The following is a 24,176-nucleotide window of genomic DNA, read 5'->3' on the forward strand; positions in this document are numbered from 1 at the left end:
AAAGATCCCATCCCACGCTGGGACTCGCTCCTCAGATAAGGTACTATCTGCGGCAATATTGCCGCTACTTCACCCTGCGGCCCCTGTTCGAGGTATAACGATTAATGAGTGACATAACTCAGGATGGTGCAGAGCGTCTTGCGCTGCATGAGTTCACGGAAAACGCCTATCTGAACTACTCCATGTACGTCATCATGGACAGGGCGTTACCCTTTATCGGCGACGGTTTAAAACCGGTACAGCGCCGCATCGTGTATGCGATGTCGGAACTAGGCCTCAGCGCCAGCGCCAAGTTTAAAAAATCGGCCCGTACCGTGGGCGACGTGTTGGGTAAATACCATCCACACGGCGACAGCGCCTGTTATGAGGCGATGGTGCTTATGGCCCAGCCGTTCTCCTATCGTTATCCGCTGGTGGATGGTCAGGGGAACTGGGGTGCGCCGGACGATCCGAAATCCTTCGCGGCGATGCGTTATACCGAATCGCGCCTGTCGAAATATGCCGAACTGCTGCTCAGCGAGCTGGGCCAGGGCACGGTGGATTTTGTGCCTAACTTTGACGGCACCTTAGACGAGCCGAAAATGCTGCCGGCGCGAGTGCCGAATATTCTGTTAAACGGCACCACCGGCATCGCGGTGGGCATGGCGACGGATATCCCGCCGCACAACCTGCGCGAAGTGGCGAAAGCCACAATTAGCCTGATCGATAACCCGAAAACCACCCTGGACGATGTGCTGGATATCGTGCAGGGCCCGGATTACCCGACTGAAGCGGAAATCATTACTCCGCGCGCCGAGATCCGCAAAATCTACCAGAGCGGCCGCGGTTCGGTACGTATGCGCGCGGTGTGGAAGAAAGAGGACGGCGCGGTGGTGATCACGGCGCTGCCGCATCAGGTTTCCGGCGCGCGCGTGCTGGAGCAAATCGCCGCCCAGATGCGCAATAAAAAGCTGCCGATGGTGGATGATTTACGCGACGAGTCGGACCATGAGAACCCGACGCGTCTGGTGATCGTGCCGCGCTCCAACCGCGTGGATATGGAGCAGGTGATGAACCACCTGTTCGCCACCACCGATCTGGAAAAGAGCTATCGCGTTAACCTGAATATGATCGGCCTGGATAACCGCCCGGCAGTGAAAAACCTGCTGGAGATCCTGACCGAATGGCTGGCGTACCGTCGCGATACCGTGCGCCGCCGCCTGAACTATCGTCTGGAAAAAGTACTCAAGCGCCTGCATATTCTGCAAGGCTTGCTGGTGGCGTTCCTGAATATCGACGAAGTGATTCACATCATCCGTAGCGAAGATGAGCCGAAGCCGGTGCTGATGTCCCGTTTTGAACTGAGCGAAACCCAGGCTGAAGCCATCCTTGAGCTGAAATTGCGCCACCTGGCGAAGCTCGAAGAGATGAAAATTCGCGGCGAGCAGGACGCGCTGGAAAAAGAACGCGATCAGATCCAGGCGATTCTGGCTTCCGAGCGCAAAATGAATACCCTGCTGAAGAAAGAGCTTCAGGCCGACGCCGACGCCTATGGCGACGACCGCCGCTCGCCGCTGCACGAGCGCAGCGAAGCCAAAGCCATGAGCGAGCACGACATGCTGCCGTCGGAGCCGATCACCATCGTGCTGTCGCAGATGGGCTGGGTGCGCAGCGCCAAAGGCCACGACATCGACGCGCAGGGTCTGAGCTACAAAGCGGGCGACAGCTGGTTGGCCTCCGCGAAAGGGAAGAGCAACCAGCCGGTGGTGTTTATCGACTCCACCGGCCGCAGCTACGCCATCGACCCGATTACGCTGCCATCGGCGCGCGGGCAGGGCGAGCCGATTACCGGTAAGCTGACGCTGCCGCCGGGCGCGGTGGTTGAGCAGATGCTGATGGGCAATGAAGAGCAGAAGCTGCTGATGGCCTCGGATTCCGGCTATGGCTTCGTCTGCACCTTCAACGATTTGATTGCCCGCAACCGGGCAGGCAAAGCGATGATCTCCCTGCCGGAAAACGCCCATGTGCTGCCGCCGATTGAAATCGTCAATGAACAGGACATGCTGCTCGCCATCACCGCTGCAGGCCGCATGCTGATGTTCCCGGTGTCTGACTTGCCGCAGCTGTCGAAAGGCAAGGGGAACAAAATCATCTCGATTCCGTCGGCAGAAGCGGCGAAGGGCGACGATAAGCTGGCGCACCTGCTGCTGCTGCCGCCGCAAAGCACGCTGACCTTCCACGTCGGCAAACGCAAAATCAAAATGCGCCCGGAAGAGCTGCAAAAAGTGCACGGAGAACGCGGGCGTCGCGGCACCCTGATGCGCGGCCTGCAACGCATCGACCGTATCGACGTGGATTCGCCGCTGCGTCCTGACGCGGGAAATAGCGAAGAGTAATCAAGCGCCGGTCATCGCGGCAGCGGGAGTTTCTCTCGCTGCCGTTATCCCGCAGTACGTCAGCGTAACTTTTTTATAACTCAGCCATTGTGTGTTGATGCGTCGCGCATAAGAATACGCGTTTGGGAAATTAGCCGTATTGTGCCGCGGTCATCCTCGACCGGAGCGGTGTTTTTGCGACAAAGCCAGTATACTTGTCTGCGACAAGGGCTTCAGAGGTAGTTATGTTACTTATTCTTCGTATTATTTTTGTCGTGATTTACTGTATTTTGGTTTGCATCCTGGGTTGTATCTGGTGCTTGTTCAGCCCCCGCAATCCGCGCCACGTCGCTACCTTTGGCCATATGTTTGGCCGCCTCTCTACCGTTTTTGGATTAAAAGTCGAAAAGCGCTACCCGCAAGGGGTTGAGCAGTTCGGCAACGCCATTTTCATCGCCAACCATCAGAACAACTACGATATGGTGACGGCGGCGAACGTTGTGATCCCGCCGACTGTTACGGTGGGTAAAAAAAGCCTGTTGTGGATCCCGTTCTTCGGGCAGCTCTACTGGCTAACCGGTAACTTGCTGATCGACCGCGACAACCGCGCCAAAGCGCACGGCACCATCGCTCAGGTGGTGAACCAGTTTAAAAAGCGCCGCATCTCTATCTGGATGTTCCCGGAGGGCACCCGCAGCCGCGGTCGTGGCCTGATGCCATTTAAGACCGGCGCGTTCCATGCGGCGCTGGCGGCAGGCGTACCGATCATTCCGGTTTGCGTCTCCAACACCCACGGTAAAATCAATCTCAACCGCTGGAAAAACGGCCTGGTGATTGTTGAGGTGATGCCGCCTATCGATACTTCCGCCTGGCAGAAGGATCAGGTGCGTGCGCTGGCGACCCATTGCCGTGAAGTAATGGAAGCCAAAATCAAAGAGCTGGATCAGGAAGTGGCCGAGCGCGAAGCATCAGGCAATATCTAAGTTTTACCTCGCGAGGGGCCCTTCCTCGCGATGTTGACAGTTTACACGGAGCAAAGTATGTCATTCAGTCGGCGTCAGTTTATTCAGGCATCGGGATTGGTTCTCTGTGCAGGCGCAGCGCCACTGACGGCACATGCGGCAGGGCAGCAGCAACCGCTGCCGATCCCGCCGCTCCTCGAATCACGGCGCGGCCAGCCGCTATTTCTTACCCTGCAACGCACCCACTGGTCGTTTACGCCTGGCACCCGGGCGCAGGTGTGGGGCGTCAATGGCCGCTATCTTGGGCCGACGATCCGCGTCTGGAACGGCGATGACGTCAAACTGATTTACAGTAACCGCCTGGCTGAAAACGTGGCGATGACGGTGAGCGGTTTACAGGTTCCTGGCCCGCTGATTGGCGGCGCGTCGCGCATGATGTCAGCCAGCGCCGACTGGGCACCGGTGCTGCCGATCCGCCAGCCGGCGGCGACGCTCTGGTATCACGCCAATACCCCCAATCGCAGCGCCCAGCAGGTTTACAACGGCCTGGCGGGAATGTGGCTGGTAGAAGACGAGGTCAGCAAAGCGCTGCCGATCCCCAACCACTACGGCGTGGACGATTTTCCGGTCATCATTCAGGACAAGCGGCTGGATAACTTCGGTACGCCGGAATACAGCGAGCCGGGCAGCGGCGGTTTTGTCGGCGATACGCTGCTGGTCAACGGCGCGCAAAGCCCGTATGTGGACGTGTCCCGCGGCTGGGTGCGTTTGCGCCTGCTGAACGCCTCTAACGCCCGCCGTTATCTGTTGCAGATGAGCGATGGCCGCCCGCTACACGTGATTTCCAGCGATCAGGGCTTTCTGCCCGCGCCGGTTTCCGTCAAGCAGCTTTCCCTCGCGCCGGGCGAACGCCGGGAAATCCTGGTGGACATGACCAACGGCGATGAAGTTTCGGTTACCTGCGGTGAAGCGGCGAGCATCATGGATCGCCTGCGCGGCTTCTTTGAGCCTTCGAGCATTTTGATCTCCACGCTGGTGCTGACGCTGCGTCCGACCGGCTTGCTGCCGCTGGTAACCGATACGCTGCCGATGCGATTGCTGCCGAACAACATTCTGGACGGCAGCCCGGTGCGCAGCCGCGATATCACGCTGGGTGACGATCCGGGTATTAACGGCCAGCTGTGGGATATCAAGCGTCTGGATATCACCACCCAACAGGGCTCCTGGGAGCGTTGGACGGTGCGTTCCGATTCGCCGCAGTCGTTCCACATTGAGGGCGTCCAGTTCCTGGTCCGCCATGTCAACGGTGCCGCGCCGTTCCCGGAAGATCGCGGCTGGAAAGACACGGTGTGGGTTGACGGCCAGGTGGAACTGCTGGTTTATTTCTCGCAGCCGTCCTGGGAGCACTTCCCGTTCCTGTACGGCAGCCAAACCCTGGAGATGGCAGATCGCGGTTCAATCGGCCAGATTCTGGTGAACCCGGCACCGTAAACTTTTCGTTCCCTTTTCCCACGGGGAAAAGGGGCGTAAACGTTTTGTTATTACCTCTTCTTTTCTGGCGGCGATACAACGTATAATCGCCGCCCTTTGTCTATTTTTTTACCACCCCGGAAGCATTATGAGCGCTATAAGTCTGATCCAACCCGATCGCGACCTTTTCTCCTGGCCCCAGTATTGGGCCGCCTGTTTCGGCCCGGCGCCGTTCTTGCCGATGTCCCGTGAGGAAATGGATCAACTTGGCTGGGATAGCTGCGACATCATTCTGGTTACCGGGGATGCCTACGTTGACCACCCGAGTTTTGGGATGGCGATTTGCGGACGCATGCTGGAAGCCCAGGGCTTTCGCGTCGGCATCATCGCCCAGCCGGACTGGAACACCAAAGACGATTTTATGCGTCTGGGCAAACCGAACCTGTTCTTCGGGGTGACGGCGGGCAATATGGACTCAATGATCAACCGCTACACCGCCGACCGTAAGCTGCGCCATGACGACGCCTATACGCCGGATAACGTGGCGGGTAAACGTCCCGACCGCGCAACGCTTGTCTACACCCAACGCTGTAAAGAAGCGTGGAAAGACGTGCCGGTGATCCTTGGCGGCATTGAAGCCAGCCTGCGCCGTACCGCGCATTATGATTACTGGTCTGATACCGTGCGCCGCTCGGTGCTGGTGGACTCCAAAGCCGACATGCTGATTTTCGGCAACGGCGAGCGTCCGCTGGTGGAAGTGGCGCACCGTCTGGCCCAGGGTGAGCCGGTGGGGCAGATCCGCGATGTGCGCAATACCGCGATCATGGTGAAAGAGGCGCTGCCGGGCTGGAGCGGGGTGGATTCGCGCATCATTGATATGCCGGGCAAGATCGACCCAATCCCGCATCCTTACGGCGAAGATTTGCCGTGTGCGGATAACAAGCCGGTCGAGCCGAAAAAAGCTGAAGCGAAAGCCGTTGTCGTACAGCCGCCGCGTCCGAAGCCGTGGGAAAAGACTTACGTTCTGCTGCCGTCGTTTGAAAAAGTCAAAGGCGACAAAGTGCTTTACGCCCACGCGTCGCGCATTCTGCACCATGAAACCAATCCGGGCTGTGCGCGTGCATTGATGCAAAAACACGGCGAGCGTTATATCTGGATTAACCCGCCCGCGATCCCCCTGTCTACCGAAGAGATGGACAGTGTGTTCGCTCTGCCGTACCAGCGCGTGCCGCACCCGGCATACGGTACCAGCCGCATTCCGGCGTATGAGATGATCCGCTTCTCGATCAATATTATGCGCGGCTGCTTCGGTGGCTGTTCGTTCTGTTCGATCACCGAGCATGAAGGCCGCATCATCCAGAGCCGCTCAGAAGACTCGATCATCAACGAAATCGAAGCTATTCGCGACACGGTTCCTGGCTTTACCGGCGTGATCTCCGATTTAGGCGGGCCAACCGCCAATATGTACATGCTGCGCTGTAAATCGCCGCGCGCGGAACAAACCTGCCGTCGTCTGTCGTGCGTCTACCCGGACATTTGCCAGCATATGGACACCAACCACGAACCGACGATCAATCTTTATCGTCGGGCGCGCGATCTGAAAGGCATCAAGAAGATCCTGATCGCGTCCGGCGTGCGTTACGACATTGCCGTGGAAGATCCGCGTTATATCAAAGAGCTGGCGACGCACCACGTAGGTGGTTATCTGAAGATTGCGCCGGAGCACACCGAAGAAGGCCCGCTGTCAAAAATGATGAAGCCGGGTATGGGCAGCTACGATCGCTTTAAAGAGCTGTTCGATACCTACTCTAAACAGGCCGGTAAAGAGCAGTACCTGATCCCGTACTTTATCTCCGCGCACCCCGGTACGCGCGATGAAGACATGGTGAACCTGGCGCTGTGGCTGAAACAGCGCCGCTTCCGTCTGGATCAGGTGCAGAACTTCTATCCGTCACCGCTCGCCAACTCCACCACCATGTATTACACCGGCAAGAACCCGCTGAGTAAGATTGGTTACAAGAGTGAAGATGTAGTGGTGCCGAAAGGGGATAAACAGCGTCGTCTGCATAAAGCGCTGCTGCGTTATCACGACCCAGCCAACTGGCCGCTGATCCGTCAGGCGCTGGAGGCGATGGGTAAAAAGCACCTGATTGGCTCGCGTCGCGATTGCCTGGTACCTGCGCCGACCATTGAAGAAATGCGCGAAGCGCGCCGCCAGAATCGCCATACCCGTCCGGCGCTGACCAAACATACGCCGGTGGAGCATCAGCGGCAGACGCCAGCAGCCGGGAAAAAAAGAAGTAAGGTGGCCGGACGGTAGGATATTCCATAGACCGCTCTATTCATGCTAAGGAGAACAGGGATGTTCAGACGATTTATTCCAATGATGATAGTGGGCGCATTTCTACAAAGTGGGTGCGTTGCACATACTCAGTCCCAACCGAGGGTTGAAGGCCGACTGTTTGATAACCAGGGACATGCGGTACCGGATGCGAATATCATCCTGCAAAGCAACGGCCCGGCTGTAAGCACGGTCTCGGATCAGGACGGTTTTTTTTCTTTTCCCGCTGACTATGAATGGTCGTTTTTTTTGCCAATCGGGCCGATTGATAAAATGAATCGTACGGAGTTGCTCATTCAGGTTTTGGGCCAGCAGTACGCTATCCTGCTGGCCTCTGTTATGAGCGGACCTTTTGGATCGGGACCTGCTGAAATAGGGGTAGTCTGTACACTACCCGCAACGTTACCAACGCCGAAGCAGGCGAATGACGAAAGCGATATCTGCCAACAAATGTCATTGAATGCGGTGAAAGCGTTCCGACCATTTCCCTGAGTTAATTGGGTATCAGCCCGGCAGCAATGCCGGCGTAACCAGCGCCGAACAAAACCGGGCCGCAGGCATGGCTATAACGGCTCGGGAAGGCGTCGCACCCACGATGATTAAAAAATTCTAAAAAAAACCCGGCGCTGGGCACCGGGTTGATAAGGATTAACCACCGAACTGATCCGGGTCCGGCCCCAGCCGTTTGCCCTGATCGAGTTTGGCGATATCGCCGAGTTCGTCTTTATCCAGACGGAAATCCCAGACGTCAAAGTTTTCCACGATACGGGAAGGCGTGACCGATTTCGGGATCACCACCAGCCCGCAATCCAGATGCCAGCGGATCACGATCTGCGCCGGGGCTTTGCCGTATTTGTCCGCCAGTTCGCGGATCACTTTCTGGTCAAACACCCCTTCGCCACCCTGGGCCAGCGGGCTCCAGGATTCCGTCTGGATCTTGTGCGTGGCGTTCCAGGCGTGAAGCTGGCGCTGTTGCATCAGCGGGTGCAGTTCGATCTGGTTGATCACCGGCGTGACGCCCGTTTCATCAATCAGGCGCTGCAAATGGTTAATCTGGAAGTTACACACCCCGATACTTTTGGCGAGCCCTTGCTTTTGCAGCTCGATAATCCCTTTCCAGGCGTCGACATAGCGATCGATTGCCGGAACCGGCCAGTGCATCAGGTAGAGATCGACATGATCGAGCTTAAGCTTCTCAAGACTCTCTTCCAGCGCCTGTTGAGGACGCTGCTGATCGTCATTCCACAGTTTGGTGGTGATAAACAGTTCTTCACGCGGAATGCCCGCGCTGTGAATGGCTTGCCCCACGCCCTGTTCGTTTTTGTATGCCGCAGCGGTATCAATGGAGCGATACCCCACCTCGAGCGCTTTATGAATGGCGGGGATGACTTCGTCATTTCCTGCCTTCCACACGCCAAGGCCGAGCTGTGGCATAACATTACCGTCCTGAAGCTTAATTACGGTCGGATTTGCCATAAATTCCTCCTTTTGGAATACCCCGCAAGGTGCTGCGGGGTAAGTCGAGTGACTTAATTCTGGACGAAAAAGCCGAAAACGAAAGGTCGGTCGATAAAAAGCTTAGCGCGCGGCTTCGTAAATTTTACGGCTCACATCAAGGGTAATGTCTTTGTGTTCACCGAGTTTGGTCATGCCGTGCTCTTCCAGCTTCGCCAGCAAACCGGGGATAGAACTACCGTCGAGACCGTAGCCGGACAGGGTCGTCGGCACGCCCATCTGCTCGAAGAAATCACGGGTGGCGGCAATGGCGGCATCAATACGCGCGTCTTCGCTGCCTTCGGTAATATTCCAGACGCGCTCCGCGTACTGCAGCATCTTGGCACGTTTTTCGTTGCGCTTGATGTTGAGCAGCGACGGCAGCACCACCGCCAGGGTCTGCGCATGGTCGAGACCGTGCATCGCGGTGAGTTCGTGGCCCAGCATATGGGTTGCCCAGTCCTGCGGCACGCCCGCGCCGATCAGGCCGTTCAGCGCCATGGTTGCCGCCCACATTACGTTGGCGCGCACGTCATAGTTTTCCGGCTCAGACAGCGCTTTCGGGCCATCTTCCACCAGCGTCAGCAAAATGCCTTCCGCGAAGCGGTCCTGCACTTTGGCGTTCACCGGGTAAGTGATGTACTGCTCAACGGTGTGTACGAAAGCATCCACCACGCCGTTCGCGACCTGGCGCGGTGGCAGGGTGTAGGTATAAACCGGATCGAGAACCGCGAAGACCGGCTGGACGAACGGAGAATGAAACGCCTGTTTGTCGCCGGTGGCGCGACGGGAGATCACCGCGCCTTTGTTGGATTCAGAGCCGGTGGCGGGCAGGGTGAGTACCGACCCCATCGGGATGGCGCTGGTGATTTTGCTGCCGGAAGTCTGGAGAATTTCCCACGGGTCGACGCCGTCCGGATAGTGCGCGGCGGCGGCGATAAATTTAGTGCCGTCCAGTACCGAACCGCCGCCGACGGCCAGCAGGAAGGTCACATTCTCTTTGCGGGCCACGTCAACCGCTTTCATCAGCGTTTCGTAAGAGGGGTTCGGTTCGATGCCGCCGAATTCCAGCACGTCCAGGCCTTTCAGCGCGTCGTACACCTGGTCCAGCACGCCGGTTTTCTTGACGCTGCCGCCGCCGTAGGTAATCAGCACGCGGCTGCCTTCCGGGATTTGCGCCCGCAGCTGAGCGATGGAGTTTTTACCAAACAGGATTCGGGTTGGGGTATGCAGATCGAAATTATTCATGGGAACTCCCGTTAAGTGGGTGAACAGAGAGCCACAGCGTGGCGATGGGATATATTGTGGGCGCGGCTACCGGGATGCTCAATGCTCATTTCTGCCGGTGTCTTGCCTGTTTCTCCAGGACGCTGGAGGATCTGCAATTTTTTGCGCACAATGTGAAGCGTGAATAGTAGCCACGGCGTAGCGAATCATGAACCGTCAGCAAATCTGCCAGCATCTGGCAAACAAAGTTAACCTTCTGAAAAGTAATGAAGAAGAAATCAGCGCTCTACTGCCGGAGATCCGCCTGCTATACGGCACCCAGCCGCACCCGCGCACCCCGGTGATGTACCAGCCAGGCATCATATTTCTCTTTTCCGGCAATAAGACCGGTTATCTCAACGATCGGGTGTTTCGCTACGATGCCAACGAATACCTGCTATTGACGGTGCCGCTGCCGTTTGAGTGTGAAACCTTCGCCACGCCAGAAACGCCGCTGGCGGGCATTTGTATCAATGTTGATGTTCAGCAGCTGCAAACCCTGCTGATGGATATCGGTGAAGACGACGCGTTTCACCCGGCGCAGTGCGCCAGCGGGATTAATTCCGCCGTACTTTCCGATGAAATCCTCTGCGCCATTGAGCGGTTAATTGACGTGCTGGATAAGCCGCTGGATGCGCGGATCCTCGGGAAATCGATTATTCGTGAAATCCTCTACCACGTGCTGATGGGGCCGCGGGGCGGGGCGCTGCTGGCGCTGGTCAGCCGCCAGACCCATTTCAGCCTGATCAGCCGCGTGCTGAAGCGCATCGAAAACCAGTACACCGAAAACCTGACCGTGGACCAACTGGCGCTGGACGCCAATATGAGCGTCTCGGCGTTTCACCATAACTTCAAGTCGGTGACCAGCACCTCGCCGTTGCAGTACATCAAAACCTTCCGTTTGCATAAGGCCAGGATGCTGATCGTTCACGACGGGATGAAAGCCAGCGCGGCGGCAATGCGCGTGGGTTATGAGAGCGCATCGCAGTTCAGTCGGGAATTTAAACGCTATTTCGGCGTGACGCCGGGAGAGGACGCGGCGCGGATGCGCACCTTGCAGGGATAGCTATCACCCCGCCTGGCGGCGAGGTGACTTGTCAGGCGAATTTTTTCTTCAACACCACCGTCAGCGCGCCGATAAAGCCCGCTACCAGCAGCACAATGGGCAGCACCATCAGGAAGGTCATCACCTGATCTTCATGGCGCTTAACGAAGGGGATCATGCTGAGCGCATAGCCGAAGCTGGTCACCACGCCGACCCACAGAAACGCGCTCAGCCAGTTAAAGAACTGGAAGCGGCGGTTGGACAGGCCGGAAATGCCCGCCATGGTCGGCAGCAGGGTGCGGATAAACGCCAGGAAACGCCCCGCCAGCAGTGCAAGAAGGCCGTGCTGATCGAACATGCAGGTGGCGCGCTGATGATATTTTGCCGGCAATTGCTTCAGCCAGCCTTTTACCGTTCGGGTATTGCCCAGCCAGCGGCCCTGCACGTAGCTTAGCCAGCAGCCGAGGCTGGCGGCAGACGTCAGGATCAGCATGGTTGGCACGAAATCCATCACGCCTTTCGCTACCAGCGCGCCTGCCAGCAGCAATAAACTATCGCCGGGTAAAAATGAGGCGGGTAACAGCCCATTTTCCAGAAACAGCGTGGCAAACATCACGCCGTAAACAATGCCGACAACATGCGGGTCCGCCAGCGCAGCGAAATCATGCTGCCAGAGCGCGGAAACAATATTCTGAATAACAACCATGGGTAATCCTGACGAACAGCGTGTATAGGGTTATTGTAATCGCAAAATGCCCGGAGCGGTTTGATCCGGGGCCCAATAAATACGGACTATTCCGTCCTTTTAGCTGTCCAGCACTGGCAACTTCAGGCTATGCGCCCGAAACCAGCCTCCAGATCGGCAATGAGATCTTCGACGTTCTCAAGGCCGATGTGAACGCGAACCAACGTGCCGTCGAAATCGACGCGGCTGTCCGGACGGATGGCGGCGATCTCTTCAGGTTGGTTGGCAAGAATAAGCGATTCGAAGCCGCCCCAGGAATAGGCCATGCCGAAATAATTGAAATTATCGAGATACGCCGCAAACTCGGTCTCGGTGAGGCGTTTTTTCAGGATAAAAGAGAATAAACCGCTGCTGCCGAGGAAATCGCGTTTCCAGAATTCGTGGCCTTTACTGCCGGGCAGCGCCGGATGATTCACGCGCGCCACTTGCGGATGCGCCGCCAGCCATTCAGCGACCTTCAGGCTGCTTTCATGATGCTGACGCAACCGCACCGCCAGCGTGCGTAAACCGCGGCTGGTCATATAGGCGGTATCGGCATCCAGCATCTGGCCCATCAGATAGGCGTTTTCCCGCAGTTGCGCCCAGGTGCGCGCATTGGCGACCGCGGTGCCCACCATGCCGTCGGAATGGCCGATCAGGTATTTGGTGCCCGCCTGAATCGAAATATCAATCCCGAAATCCAGCGCCTTAAACAGCACGCCCGCCGCCCAGGTGTTATCGATCATGATAATCGCCTCAGGCGCGACGCGGCGTACGGCGGCGACAATCGCCGGGACATCGTGCACTTCCATGGTGATGGAGCCGGGCGATTCCAGAAACACGATTCGGGTGTTCGGCTGGATCAGGTCCGCAATCCCCGCGCCGATCAGCGGGTCGAACCAGCTGGTGGTTACGCCGAGTTTGCCAAGGATTTTCGTGCAGAAGTCCTGTGTCGGCTCATAAGCGGTGTTAGTCACCAGTACGTGATCGCCCTGTTCGACAAATGCCAGAATGGTATTCGCCACCGCCGCCGCGCCGCAGGGGAACAGCGCGCAGCCCGCACCGCCTTCCAGCTCGCACATCGCTTCCTGAAGCGAGAAGTGGGTCAGGGTGCCACGCCGCCCGTAAAACAGTTCGCCGGACGCCCGCCCTGCGGTAGCGGCTTTTTTGGCGGCCACGCTGTCAAACACCAGTGACGACGCGCGTTGGATCACGCTATTCACTGAGCCCTGGGTATAACGTTTGCTGCGGCCGGCATTGACCAGCGCGGTTTCGATGTGCGGTTTTGTCATCTGAGCGGGATCCTGTTTATACGTCTGGATGTCCATACGTTATCACGGTTAGCGGTCAGGGTTTCTTCAACAAACAGTAAAAAGTTAAAAAATATTCTGCTGATTCGATTTACTGCGTAAGCGCAAGGAAAATCGCGCCTTTTTCCGACACTATGCAAATACTAATGAGAACTACTATCAATTCGATGATGTTTTGATATTATTAGCAGCAGTTTTGTGATTTTTGTCCTGGAGATACAGAGTGGGTAATGAGTTGATGCAGACGGATCTCTCCGTCTGGGGTATGTATCAGCACGCTGATATCGTGGTGAAAATGGTGATGATTGGCCTGATCCTGGCCTCCGTCGTGACCTGGGCGATCTTCTTTAGCAAAAGCGCTGAACTGATTAGCCAGAAACGCCGCCTTAAGCGCGAGCAGCAGCTGTTAGCGAAAGCCCGTTCCCTGAACGACGCCAGCGAAATTTCCGCCTCCTTCCACGGCAAAAGTCTCAGCACCACGTTGATTAACGAAGCCCAGGATGAGCTTGAGCTCTCCGAAGGCAGCGAAGACAACGAAGGGATTAAAGAGCGTACCGGTTTCCGCCTTGAGCGCCGCGTTGCGGCAATTGGCCGTCATATGGGCCGCGGCAACGGTTACCTCGCCACCATCGGCGCGATTTCCCCGTTCGTGGGTCTGTTCGGCACCGTCTGGGGCATCATGAACAGCTTTATCGGTATTGCCCAGACGCAAACCACTAACCTCGCGGTTGTGGCGCCAGGCATCGCGGAAGCGCTGCTGGCGACGGCGATCGGTCTGGTGGCCGCTATCCCGGCGGTGGTGATTTACAACATCTTCGCGCGTATGATCGGCAGCTACAAAGCTACGCTGGGCGATGTCGCCGCGCAGGTCCTGCTGCTGCAAAGCCGCGATCTGGATCTGAATGCTTCTTCTGCGCGCCCGGTGCGTACCGCTCAGAAATTACGTGTAGGTTAATGCCCTATGGCAATGCGTCTTAACGAAAACCTCGACGACAACGGCGAAATGCATGAAATCAACGTCACGCCGTTTATCGACGTGATGTTGGTCCTGCTGATTATCTTTATGGTGGCCGCGCCGCTGGCGACGGTTGACGTCAAAGTGAACCTGCCGGCCTCCACCAGCCAGCCGCAGCCGCGCCCGGAAAAACCGATTTACGTGTCGGTGAAAGCGGATAAATCGATGTTCCTTGGCAATGAGCCGATTACCGAGGAGACTATGATCGCGCAGCTCGACGCGCTGACGGAAGGCAAGAAAGACACCACGGTGTTTTTCCGCGCGGATAAAACCGTTGATTACGAAACCATGATGAAAGTAATGGATACCCTGCACCAGGCGGGATACCTGAAAATTGGTTTAGTCGGCCAGGAAACCGCGAAAGCGAAGTGATTTCCGGGCGTTAAAAAAGGCGTGGCGAAGACCACGCCTTTTTGTTGCCTGCGGCTTAGCCTAAATGCTCGCCGCCGGTCACGCCGTGGACTTCCGCCGTCACGTAGCTGGATTCCTGGCTGGCCAGATAAACATAAATCGGTGCCAGCTCGGCGGGTTGGCCCGCACGTTTCATCGGCGTCTGCTTACCGAATTCCGGCAGTTTCTCCTGCGGCTGCCCGCCGCAAATTTGTAGCGCGGTCCAGATGGGGCCTGGCGCGACACAGTTGACGCGAATACCTTTCTCGGCGATCTGCTTCGCCAGCCCGCGCGTGAAGTTAAGGATCGCGGCTTTGGTGGACGCATAATCCAGCAGGTGTGGGCTTGGCTGATACGCCTGAATCGAGGACGTGGTGATAATGCTCGCGCCGGGTTTCAGGTGCGGCAGCGCCTGTTGGGTTATCCAGAAGAGTGCGAACACGTTGACCGCATAGGTTTTGGTGAACTGCTCGCTGGTGATTTCCGCGATATCCTGCACGGCGACCTGTTTACCGGCCACCAGCGCCAGAATGTCCAGCCCGCCCAGCGCTTTCACCGCCTGGTCCACCAGGCTGCGGGCAAACGTCTCATCGCTCAAATCGCCGGGGATCAGCACCGCTTTACGCCCGGCCTCTTCAATCAGCTTTTTCACCGCTTCGGCGTCTTCCTGCTCGTCGGGCAGATAGTTCAGCACTACATCAGCGCCTTCACGCGCGTAAGCGATGGCCGCCGCGCGCCCGATGCCCGAGTCGCCGCCGGTAACCAGCGCTTTACGATCCTTAAGGCGGCCCGAACCAACATAGCTTTTCTCGCCGCAGTCGGGGACCGGATCCATCTTCGCCTGGATGCCCGGAACAGGCTGGCGCTGCTTCGGGTATTCGCCGGTGTAATACTGGGTGGTGGGGTCCTGAATGTGGGTTTGATCGTTAGCCATAAGGGATCTCCATCAGTAGAAAATTCCCTTTAAGGATAGTGCCCGGCCATAAGTTTTCAGGCGGATTCGGGATATTCCTGAATATATCAGTGATTAGTGGGTGGAGCAGGCGGAACGGCTGCGTCGGGCCCGGCAGGCGATATTTCCTCTGGCGGAAGGGTCGGGACGGTATGGGTTTTATACTGTTTTTCAGCAAGCTGGCGGCTCATCATAAGTGTGGCGGCTTCGTCGGTTTTGCATTGCTGATAGCGCGCTTCAATCTGCGCTTCCAGCTCGTTTTTCAGCGTGGGATTTTTTTTCATGATGGCGCAAAGCACGGCACCGTAGATCTCTTCTTTGACCCTGAGCGCGTAAATTTCCCGGCGGTTTTGCCACTTCAACTGCACCAGCGCGGCAGGGATGGCGACTTCCTGGGTATAGTACGCAATGTCATTATTACGAATATCAATCAGCGCCTGTCTGTTTTGACTTAATATAAATTTTTGTTCTTCTTGCTTATCCAAAGTAAAATATTTTTCGGTTTCCTGTTTTTCCATTGTTTATTTATCCCCTAATTGATAAAAAACAGGCTCCGTTGATTCGCGAGTAATAAGATTAAGCCAAATTTTCTTACCCTGATCGTTTATCAACGTCGTTTGCTCATGAATTAATTGGCTGATCTCTTCCGGGCTTATTTTCTGTTGTTCGAGAAGAGTATTAAGCACTTGCGCAAAGCTATCAATTTTAGCCGCACAGAACAGGCGCTCTTTAATGTGGCGGTCGCGCTCCTCAAGTAACGCATGACTCCGTTGCCCCGCCAATGAAGTCCGGCTTAAAATATCTTTCTCGTGCTCTCTGATATCAGGTATTCCTTGAGTGAAATTTTCATCTGCGCTGTCGGGCTGCGGCGGGGTAGCAGGCGTAGAAATAACGTAACGCGCCGCCACGAGATAATCGGGCAACATGATATAATTTCCTTATACTTCAGTTTGTTACGGTTGTGGCTTTGATGGATTGCGTTGACGATACCATGTGCTAATTTTAAAATCAAAAAAATGGGTTCGGTGCATGAACACTGTTGTTTATTTAATTCTTACTGTATTACTGCTGATGGTCGGCATATTGATATTAATGCGCCAGGATGGAGCCAATAAATCGCCAGTGGTTGAACCTGATGCGCACGGTCCCGCTACCAAAGAACAGGGCGAGGATCATTTTTCCGCGCTGCTTAATTCCATTACGCCGGTGTGGTATTGGCGGGTTAATCATGAATACATGGACTTTATCAACGCCACGGTAAAGCGGATGCGTTTTGATGAACTGAACGCCACGCCAGGGTTATTTGAGGCACAACGGCGCTGTAGCGATCTCAATTCTGCGGTTTATAAATATTACGAAAATATTAAAAAACGCTGCCTGAACGGAGAATTAGTGCTGCTCTCCGATATCGAAGTGCTCAATATGCGCCATTGTTTTCATGAGTTCAGTCTGGAGGCCTACCCGGCGCTGGTGGCGCTGGTCTGGCCCGAGTATGCGCGCCCGGAAATTAACCCCGCTGATGTTTAACAACTTGCTTGCAAGGCGCACCAGGCTGTTGCAAGCGGTTAACATTTCTGCGTTATACTGAGCGCCCCTTGGCTATCTATCAGGACCTTATGGAACGTTTTTTTGAGAACGCAATGTACGCCTCACGTTGGCTACTCGCGCCGGTCTACTTTGGTTTGTCTTTGGGGCTGTTAGCCCTGACGTTAAAATTTTTCCAGGAGATGTACCACGTTCTTCCGAACATCTATGAGATTGCGGAAGCCGATCTGATTCTGGTGCTGCTGTCGCTGGTGGATATGACGCTGGTCGGCGGGCTGCTGGTGATGGTGATGTTCTCGGGGTACGAGAATTTCGTTTCGCAGCTCGATATCGACGAGCATAAAGAGAAGCTCAACTGGCTGGGTAAAATGGATGCCAGCTCGCTGAAGAACAAAGTCGCTGCGTCGATTGTCGCTATCTCTTCTATCCACCTGCTGCGGGTATTTATGGATGCGCGCAACGTGCCGGATAACAAGCTGATGTGGTACGTCATCATCCATCTGACTTTCGTCCTCTCCGCATTCGTGATGGGCTATCTCGATAAGCTCACCCGCCACGATCACAAATAATCGTTCGCCACGGGCATCCCGTGGCGAATTTCTGTGCAAATCCGCCGTGTTGTGCTTCGCTTAAATAACTTTCGTCAGCGACACGCCGGAGCCTGCTATGACGCGCCTCACCGCCAAAGACTTTCCTCAGCAACTGCTCGACTACTACGACTATTACGCCCACGGCAAAATCACTAAACGCCAATTCCTGGAGCTGGCGACTAAATATGCCGTCGGCGGATTAACCGCGCTGGCGCTGTTCGACCTGCTGAAACCTGACTATGCGCTGGCGGAGCAGGTGCTGTTTACCGACCCGGATATCCTGCCGGAGTACATTACCTATCCTTCACCGAACGGTCACGGCGAGGTGCGCGGCTATCTGGTAAAACCGGCAAAAGCATCCGGTAAAGTGCCTGCCGTGGTGGTAGTGCACGAAAATCGCGGCTTAAACCCTTATATCGAAGACGTGGCGCGGCGGGTTGCCAAAGCCGGGTATATTGCGCTGGCCCCGGACGGGTTGAGCTCGGTGGGCGGCTATCCGGGCAATGATGATGAAGGGCGCGAGCTACAGCAAAAGGTTGACCCGACAAAGCTGATGAATGATTTCTTCGCCGCCATTGAGTTTTTAATGCATCACAAAGACGCGACCGGCAAAGTGGGCATGACGGGCTTTTGCTATGGCGGTGGGGTAGCAAATGCCGCGGCAGTGGCGTATCCGGAGCTGGCGGCCGCGGTGCCGTTTTATGGCCGCCAGCCGCCTGCGCAGGATGCGGAAAAAGTAAAAGCGCCGCTGCTACTGCACTTTGCCGAACTGGATACGCGCATCAACGAGGGCTGGCCCGCCTGGGAAGCCGCGCTTAAAAAAGCCGGGAAAACCTATGAGGCGCATATCTACCCTGGGGTGAACCACGGCTTCCACAATGATTCCACCCCGCGCTACGACAAGGCCGCCGCTGAACTCGCCTGGCAGCGTACGCTGGCGTGGTTTGAAAAATATCTGCATTAAAAAAGGGGAACGCCCGTTCCCCTTACTCTTATCGGGACGCGTTATTTGTTATCTTCAGTTTTCAGATCAAAATCAGACGCGTCATGGCGTTCGGGCAGCTGTTCCGAGGCATCGCCCCAGGTGCGGTTAACCTTGCGGCCACGCTGTACCGCCGGGCGGGCGTTCACGTCCTGCACCCAGCGCTGGAAGTTTTTATACGACGCCACATCCAGGAACTCCGCCGCGTCATACATCCCGCCCAGGCCCAGCGCACCATACCACGGCCAGATGGCGATATCGGCGATAGTGTATTCATCACCCGCGATATAACGATGGTCAGCCAGCTGGCGATCCAGCACATCAAGCTGGCGCTTGGTTTCCATGGCAAAACGGTTGATGGCGTATTCGATTTTCTCCGGGGCGTAGTGATAAAAGTGCCCGAAGCCGCCGCCGAGATATGGCGCAGAGCCTTGCAGCCAGAACAGCCAGTTCAGGGTTTCGGTGCGCCCGGCGTGGTCTTTCGGCAGGAAGTGGCCGAATTTTTCCGCCAGATACAGCAGGATCGCGCCGGACTCAAACACCCGCACCGGCGGGTTAATGCTGTGGTCCATCAGCGCAGGGATCTTCGAATTGGGATTGACGTCCACGAAGCCGCTGGAGAACTGGTCGCCTTCGCCGATGCGGATCAGGTGCGCGTCATATTCCGCGCCGCTTTCGCCCAGCGCTAACAGCTCTTCCAGCAGGATAGTGACCTTCTGGCCGTTGGGCGTGCCCAGCGAGTAAAGCTGGAGCGGATGTTTACCAACCGGAAGGGTACGTTCGTGGGTCGGGCCAGCAATGGGGCGATTGATGCTGCCCCAGGTACCGCCTTGTTTTTGCCAGGTCCAGACTTTCGGGGGTTGCCAGGATTGCTCGGACATCGTTTTCTCCGCCTTTACTCTGAAATGTTTAGCGAAGATAGCCGACCTTTTAGCGAATGTGTAGCAAGCCGTGCGCTTAACAACCAGGAATATGTTACATTTTCCGCGCTTATAAATGACCACACTACATAACAACGGGTATGCAGAACACTACTAAACAATTTCGCTGGCTTCTGCTCGTTGTCCCGTTACTCAGCGGCTGCGGTACGCTCTCGCAAATGTCCTCCCCGGCAGGCACCCAGGAACTGCTTACCCATGAATCGCTGGATGGCGATGTGGACAGCGTGGTCCGCCACTATATGGCGCAAAAGTCGGTTTCCGGCATGACGGTAGCGGTGATCCATAACCACGGCGAACCGCAGTATTACAGCTGGGGCGTCACCGACGAAACCCATCGTTACCCGGTCAGGCCAGATACCCTGTTTGCCCTCGGCTCGCTCAGTAAAGGGGTGACGGCGGAAGTGGTCACCTGCCTGGTGAATGAAGGACGGCTCAGCTGGGACGCCAAACTGGCGACTCTGTTGCCGCCGGGCACGCCGCTCAGCGCGGATGCGCGCAACATCACCCTGCTGGAGCTGGTGACCCATACCTCCGGGCTGCCGCGCCAGAATATGGATCTGCCGATGCTAAAAAAATTCATCGGTTATTTAGGCAGCGGCGAAAACTTTTATGGCGAGCTGGACAGCGACAACGTGCTGGATTATTTAGCCCGCTGGCAGGCACCGCAAAGCAAAGTGCCGGAATATTCCAATCTCGGCTATGCGCTGATTGGCTATATCCTGAAATATAAAACCGGCGAAGATATTCAGACGCTGGCGGCGCGCTATATTTTCCGGCCATTAAATATGGCCAGCACCAGCTTTACGCCGGAACAACTAAAAGGCTTTCCGCAGCGCGCCCTGGGCCACGCCGGGGATCAGCCGAAATTTATTCCGCGCGGCCAGCTAACCCCGGACTGGCACTTTGACAATAATATGGTGGCGGCGGCGAGCTTATACAGTAATGCCGAGGATCTGATTGCCTATGCCCGCTATCACGTATCAAAAACCGACAATAGCGTGCTGGACGTGGTATTTGCCGAGGTAAGCAATATGTATTATCAGCGCCCGGAAGGATCGCAGGAAATCGCCTGGGCAACCGACTTTATTGGCCGGGAAAAAATCACTTATCAGGTGGGATATATCGGCGGCTACTCCAGCTTTATCGGTTTCGATAAAGAAAAAGGCAACGCGGTAGTGGTGCTGCAAAATGCCTTTAACTGGAGCAACTATATTGGCATGACGTTGTTACTGGATATGGCGAAAAACGATCGCCAGCTTTCCGGCAACCGTTTCGCGAATAATTAGGCTTCTTTGCGCCCCAGCCAGCGCTCTTTGAGCAGCGAGCCCGCAATGCCAATATCCAGAATTGGCGATGGCGGCAGGAAATTGGCCTCGCCCAGCGATTGCATATCGGCAATCAGCGGGTTGTCCTGTTTGAGCATCACGTCTGCCAGCAGGCTGCCCGCTACGGTCTGCTTCGAGACTCCCGCGCCGTTGCAGCCGCCTGCGGTACAGATCACCTCATTCAATGCCCCCCATACCGGCGCGCCGTTGCGCGTCACGCTGATGGTGCCAGACCAGGTATGCTCCAGATTCACCTCGCGCAGCGTCGGGTAGACTTTATTGAATAACCGGCGGTGCAACTGCGTGGCGTGCCAGGTTTGCTCCACGCTCACCTGGCCTTTTAACGCAGGCGTCACGTGCTGGCGGATCAGGAAGCGGCGATCCCGGGTAAAGCGGAACGTCGCCCCTGCGATGGCGTTAACCGGCGTCAGCCCCCAGCTTTGCATTGGCGGCAGCGTCGCCAGCTGTTCGTCGGTCAGCGGCTCGGTAATACTGGCGAAGGTCGCCATCGACGCCTGACGGGTCATGCCGGGCAGCAGGGCGGATGAGAGGGCGTTGGTTGCCAGCATCACTTTCGGGGTTTTGATGACGCCATACGGCGTCACGACTTCCGCCACGCTGCCGTAGCGGATCTCCAGCACCGGGGTGTTATCAAAACTCTGCACGTTTTCCGGCAGGCAGTGGGTCAGCCCGGCAATCAACTGCGCCGGGTTCACCAGCACGCAGCTCGGGGTATAAATGCCTTTGCTGTAAAACCGGGTGCCGAGTTTTTCATACAACGCATCGCTTTCTAAGGTTTGATACGGCTCGTGCATTAAATCGAGATGGCTGGCGTATTCATTTAAAACACGATCGTTGCCGCGCTCGACCTGGCAATGGTATTTCCCGGCATTTTCCCAGTCGCAGGCAATCCCGTGCTGGTCAATCTGGCGTTCCAACTGGCGAATACCATCCTGCAACAGATTGCGGTAGGCATTGGCTTTTTTGAGTTCGGCGGTGGAACTGCCGATATTATGCGGTAGACCAATCACGAAGCCGGAATTACGCGCCGAGGAGCTTTCGCGTGCGCTGTGGGCATCGACAATAACGATGTTCAGGGCTGGATTAATTTCCGCGAGACGGCGGGCGAATGCCACACCTGCGAAACCCGCGCCGATGACGACCCAGTCGGCGGTGATATCGCCGCGCAGCGTAGGATGTGGAGCGAAATGTTGTTCGCCTTCCGGCCAGCCCAGTTGGTTATGGTTAAATGGTATTGATGCGTAGCGCAAAGCCTGAACCTTTTTTTATAAAATAAACCAAATTTATAAATTAAAGATTGCCATACACGCCAGTGATAACCTGAGTGTTATTGATTTTAGACAAGTACAGCAAGGAGAGGGCATGAGCCTGTCAATCATGTTGCAGGGCACCGCCTCGGATGTGGGGAAAAGTACGCTGGTGGCTGGGTTGTGCCGCATCTTTTTCCAGGAGGGTTATCGCACCGCTCCGTTTAAATCGCAAAATATGGCGCTGAACTCCGGCATCACGCCCGATGGCAAAGAGATGGGGCGCGCCCAGGTGTTCCAGGCGGAAGCGGCGGGCATTGCGCCGGACGTGCGCATGAACCCGATTCTGCTCAAGCCCACCAGCGATCGCAAAGCGCAAATTGTGTTGATGGGCAAAGTCGCCAGCGACATGGACGCGGTGAGCTATCACCAATACAAACCAAAACTGCGCGAGACGGTGCGCGAGGTCTACCAGAGCCTGGCCGCCGAGTATGACGTGATGGTGCTGGAAGGGGCGGGCAGCCCGGCGGAAATCAACCTGCGCGACCGCGATATCGTCAATATGGGCATGGCGGAACTGGCGCAATGCCCGGTGATTTTGGTGGCGGATATCGATCGGGGCGGGGTATTCGCCGCCATTTACGGTACGTTAGCGCTGCTTCAGGAGCATGAGCGCTGGCGGGTCAAAGGCGTCATCATCAATAAGTTTCGCGGCGACGTGGCGCTGCTGACCTCCGGGCTGGAGCAAATCGAAGCCCTGACCGGGGTGCCGGTGCTTGGCGTGATGCCGTGGCTGGACGTTAGCCTGGAGGATGAAGACGGCGTGGCGCTCCAGCGTGGGAAATACCGCGACGTCACGGAACGCCCGCTGGAGATCGCCGTGATCCAGTTGCCGCATATTTCCAACTTCACCGACTTTAACCCGCTGGCGGCGCAGCCCGACGTGCGGGTGCGTTATGTGACGTCGCCCCATCAGCTGAACGATGCCGATCTGCTGTTGCTGCCCGGCAGTAAAAATACCCTGGGCGATTTGCAGTGGCTGCGCGAATGCGGGCTGGCGGAGGCGCTGCTGGCGCGGCATCAGGCCGGAACGCCGGTCATAGGCATTTGCGGCGGCTACCAGATGCTTGGCACAACGATTATTGATGAGGTGGAGTCCGGGCTTGGCGAGCGGCCAGGGCTGGGGTTACTGGACGTCACCACCCGCTTCGCCCGGGAAAAAGTCACCACTCTGGTCTCGGGCGTGACAACCAAAAACTTCAGCGGCGTGTTGCAGCACTGCGGCCAGCAACCGGTCACCGGTTATGAAATCCATATGGGCGAAACCACGCGCGGCGAGGGCGTTCAGCCAATGTTAAGGTTCAGCGATCGCGTTGACGGCGCGGTCAGCCCGGACGGCCAGGCGGCGGGGTGTTATCTGCACGGGTTATTTGATAACGGCGGTTTTACCCGCGCGCTGCTGGACACCCTGCGTCAGCGTAAAGGCCTCGAGCCGTGGGACGGCGAAGTGCTGGACTACGCGGCCCATAAAGCGCAGCAGTTTGATCTGCTGGCGCAGCAGATGCGTGAACACATTGATATAGAACGCGTTTATCAGATTATGCGCGAGCACAAGGAGTTAAGCTGATGATCCTGATTACCGGCGGCGCGCGCAGCGGAAAAAGCCGTCACGGCGAGCGGCTCGTGCAGGGCATGGCGGAGCGCGTGCTGTATATCGCCACCTCGATGATTTTTGATGACGAGATGGCCGAGCGAATCAAGCATCACCAGCTCAGCCGCCCCGCGCACTGGCGAACCGTGGAGGCGTGGCGCGATGTGCCCGCCGTTATCACGCCAGACAACGATCCGCAGGAAGCCATTTTGCTGGAGTGCATTACCACGCTTATCAGCAATCTGCTGTTTGATTTTGTTGGCGATACGCCGGAAGAAAGCTGGGATTACACGGCGATTGAGGCGCATATCGACGCGCATATCACGCAACTGCTGGCGGCCTGCGCGGCCTGTCCGTCTCCGGTGGTGTTAGTGACCAACGAAGTGGGGATGGGCATCGTACCGGAAAACCGTTTAGCGCGTCATTTTCGGGATATCGCCGGGCGCGTCAACCAGCGGCTGGCGGAGCAGGCGGAACAGGTGTGGCTGGTTGTATCGGGGATTGGCGTAAAGATTAAAGGATAAGGCGGCGGGCCTGTGGCCCACCGCCGG

23 protein-coding genes are annotated in these 24,176 nt (G+C 56.6%); 14 read left to right on the forward strand and 9 right to left on the reverse strand.

Features of this window, described 5'->3' with window-relative positions; translation table 11 throughout:
- The first annotated feature begins 104 nt into the window (after window positions 1-104).
- The 5 genes from parC to FND52_RS14140 all read left to right on the forward strand — a co-directional run bounded on the left by parC (window position 105) and on the right by FND52_RS14140 (window position 7,619).
- Window positions 105-2,375 carry a DNA topoisomerase IV subunit A gene (gene parC, locus FND52_RS14120; RefSeq protein ID WP_125293709.1) on the forward strand — a complete coding sequence of 757 codons (2,271 nt, stop codon included), beginning with the start codon at window positions 105-107 and terminating at the stop codon, window positions 2,373-2,375.
- Between the two features lie 224 nt (window positions 2,376-2,599).
- Entirely contained in the window at window positions 2,600-3,337 is a 738-nt protein-coding gene (locus FND52_RS14125; RefSeq protein ID WP_125293708.1) for a 1-acylglycerol-3-phosphate O-acyltransferase, read from the forward strand.
- Window positions 3,338-3,394: 57 nt separating this feature from the next.
- Window positions 3,395-4,807, forward strand: coding sequence for a cell division protein FtsP (gene ftsP / locus FND52_RS14130; RefSeq protein ID WP_144131454.1), 1,413 nt, complete (start codon window positions 3,395-3,397; stop codon window positions 4,805-4,807).
- A gap of 127 nt (window positions 4,808-4,934) precedes the next feature.
- The gene (locus FND52_RS14135; protein ID WP_125293706.1) at window positions 4,935-7,106 is read left to right on the forward strand and encodes a YgiQ family radical SAM protein; all 2,172 of its coding nucleotides are present in this window, start codon (window positions 4,935-4,937) and stop codon (window positions 7,104-7,106) included.
- Window positions 7,107-7,148: 42 nt separating this feature from the next.
- Window positions 7,149-7,619, forward strand: a complete 471-nt coding sequence (locus FND52_RS14140) for a carboxypeptidase-like regulatory domain-containing protein (RefSeq protein ID WP_144131456.1) — start codon at window positions 7,149-7,151, stop codon at window positions 7,617-7,619.
- 156 nt (window positions 7,620-7,775) lie between these two features.
- On the opposite strand, the gene dkgA is transcribed toward FND52_RS14140, so the two are convergent.
- Window positions 7,776-8,603 carry a 2,5-didehydrogluconate reductase DkgA gene (gene dkgA / locus FND52_RS14145; RefSeq protein WP_144131457.1) on the reverse strand — a complete coding sequence of 276 codons (828 nt, stop codon included), beginning with the start codon at window positions 8,601-8,603 and terminating at the stop codon, window positions 7,776-7,778.
- A 102-nt stretch (window positions 8,604-8,705) separates the two neighbouring features.
- Entirely contained in the window at window positions 8,706-9,869 is a 1,164-nt protein-coding gene (gene yqhD / locus FND52_RS14150) for an alcohol dehydrogenase (protein ID WP_144131460.1), read from the reverse strand.
- A 187-nt stretch (window positions 9,870-10,056) separates the two neighbouring features.
- Here yqhD and FND52_RS14155 point away from each other — a divergent pair, with 187 nt between their 5' ends.
- Window positions 10,057-10,953, forward strand: coding sequence for an AraC family transcriptional regulator (locus FND52_RS14155; RefSeq protein WP_144131462.1), 897 nt, complete (start codon window positions 10,057-10,059; stop codon window positions 10,951-10,953).
- Window positions 10,954-10,984: 31 nt separating this feature from the next.
- Here the strand turns inward: FND52_RS14155 and FND52_RS14160 are convergent, their stop codons facing one another.
- Both FND52_RS14160 and metC read right to left on the reverse strand, forming a co-directional pair.
- Window positions 10,985-11,638 (reverse strand): DedA family protein, encoded by a 654-nt coding sequence (locus tag FND52_RS14160; protein ID WP_125293701.1) that lies wholly within the window; start codon window positions 11,636-11,638, stop codon window positions 10,985-10,987.
- A 122-nt stretch (window positions 11,639-11,760) separates the two neighbouring features.
- Window positions 11,761-12,948, reverse strand: a complete 1,188-nt coding sequence (metC, locus tag FND52_RS14165; RefSeq protein WP_125293700.1) for a cystathionine beta-lyase — start codon at window positions 12,946-12,948, stop codon at window positions 11,761-11,763.
- Window positions 12,949-13,189: 241 nt separating this feature from the next.
- Between metC and exbB the strand changes: the two genes are divergently transcribed.
- Complete coding sequence (gene exbB, locus FND52_RS14170; RefSeq protein WP_125293699.1) at window positions 13,190-13,921, forward strand: tol-pal system-associated acyl-CoA thioesterase; 732 nt, start codon at window positions 13,190-13,192, stop codon at window positions 13,919-13,921.
- Between the two features lie 6 nt (window positions 13,922-13,927).
- Window positions 13,928-14,353 (forward strand): TonB system transport protein ExbD, encoded by a 426-nt coding sequence (gene exbD, locus FND52_RS14175; RefSeq protein WP_125293698.1) that lies wholly within the window; start codon window positions 13,928-13,930, stop codon window positions 14,351-14,353.
- 55 nt (window positions 14,354-14,408) lie between these two features.
- Here exbD and FND52_RS14180 read toward each other — a convergent pair whose 3' ends face one another.
- From FND52_RS14180 to FND52_RS14190, 3 genes are all read right to left on the reverse strand, one after another.
- Window positions 14,409-15,305: an SDR family oxidoreductase gene (locus FND52_RS14180; RefSeq protein ID WP_144131464.1), complete on the reverse strand. Its 897-nt coding sequence runs from the start codon at window positions 15,303-15,305 to the stop codon at window positions 14,409-14,411.
- An 86-nt stretch (window positions 15,306-15,391) separates the two neighbouring features.
- Complete coding sequence (locus FND52_RS14185; RefSeq protein ID WP_144131466.1) at window positions 15,392-15,841, reverse strand: cytoplasmic protein; 450 nt, start codon at window positions 15,839-15,841, stop codon at window positions 15,392-15,394.
- A gap of 3 nt (window positions 15,842-15,844) precedes the next feature.
- Window positions 15,845-16,249, reverse strand: coding sequence for a hypothetical protein (locus FND52_RS14190; RefSeq protein ID WP_125293695.1), 405 nt, complete (start codon window positions 16,247-16,249; stop codon window positions 15,845-15,847).
- A 103-nt stretch (window positions 16,250-16,352) separates the two neighbouring features.
- On the opposite strand from FND52_RS14190, the gene FND52_RS14195 reads away from it, so the two are divergent.
- The 3 genes from FND52_RS14195 (at window position 16,353) to yghX (ending at window position 18,422) form a co-directional block, all read left to right on the forward strand.
- A complete protein-coding gene (locus tag FND52_RS14195) occupies window positions 16,353-16,850 on the forward strand; it encodes an ESA_00282 family adhesion-associated protein (protein ID WP_125293694.1) in 498 nt (165 codons plus the stop codon).
- A gap of 89 nt (window positions 16,851-16,939) precedes the next feature.
- The gene (locus FND52_RS14200) at window positions 16,940-17,437 is read left to right on the forward strand and encodes a TIGR00645 family protein (protein WP_144131468.1); all 498 of its coding nucleotides are present in this window, start codon (window positions 16,940-16,942) and stop codon (window positions 17,435-17,437) included.
- Window positions 17,438-17,534: 97 nt separating this feature from the next.
- Window positions 17,535-18,422 (forward strand): YghX family hydrolase, encoded by an 888-nt coding sequence (gene yghX, locus FND52_RS14205; RefSeq protein WP_125293692.1) that lies wholly within the window; start codon window positions 17,535-17,537, stop codon window positions 18,420-18,422.
- Window positions 18,423-18,463: 41 nt separating this feature from the next.
- Here the strand turns inward: yghX and yghU are convergent, their stop codons facing one another.
- A complete protein-coding gene (gene yghU / locus FND52_RS14210; RefSeq protein WP_125293691.1) occupies window positions 18,464-19,321 on the reverse strand; it encodes a glutathione-dependent disulfide-bond oxidoreductase in 858 nt (285 codons plus the stop codon).
- A 140-nt stretch (window positions 19,322-19,461) separates the two neighbouring features.
- On the opposite strand from yghU, the gene FND52_RS14215 reads away from it, so the two are divergent.
- Window positions 19,462-20,667: a serine hydrolase domain-containing protein gene (locus FND52_RS14215; protein ID WP_144131470.1), complete on the forward strand. Its 1,206-nt coding sequence runs from the start codon at window positions 19,462-19,464 to the stop codon at window positions 20,665-20,667.
- On the opposite strand, the gene FND52_RS14220 is transcribed toward FND52_RS14215, so the two are convergent.
- Window positions 20,664-21,977 carry an NAD(P)/FAD-dependent oxidoreductase gene (locus tag FND52_RS14220; RefSeq protein ID WP_144131472.1) on the reverse strand — a complete coding sequence of 438 codons (1,314 nt, stop codon included), beginning with the start codon at window positions 21,975-21,977 and terminating at the stop codon, window positions 20,664-20,666. The two genes, FND52_RS14215 and FND52_RS14220, sit on opposite strands and share 4 nt — an antisense overlap.
- 112 nt (window positions 21,978-22,089) lie before the next feature.
- Here FND52_RS14220 and FND52_RS14225 point away from each other — a divergent pair, with 112 nt between their 5' ends.
- A complete protein-coding gene (locus FND52_RS14225; protein WP_144131474.1) occupies window positions 22,090-23,601 on the forward strand; it encodes a cobyric acid synthase in 1,512 nt (503 codons plus the stop codon).
- On the forward strand, window positions 23,598-24,149 hold the full coding sequence (gene cobU / locus FND52_RS14230; protein ID WP_167509365.1) for a bifunctional adenosylcobinamide kinase/adenosylcobinamide-phosphate guanylyltransferase: 552 nt from the start codon (window positions 23,598-23,600) through the stop codon (window positions 24,147-24,149). Before FND52_RS14225 ends, cobU begins: the two co-directional genes overlap by 4 nt.
- Window positions 24,150-24,176: the final 27 nt, after the last annotated feature.

It is taken from the genome of Atlantibacter subterraneus, from assembly GCF_007570865.1.
GTDB classification, from domain to species: Bacteria; Pseudomonadota; Gammaproteobacteria; order Enterobacterales; family Enterobacteriaceae; genus Atlantibacter; species Atlantibacter subterraneus.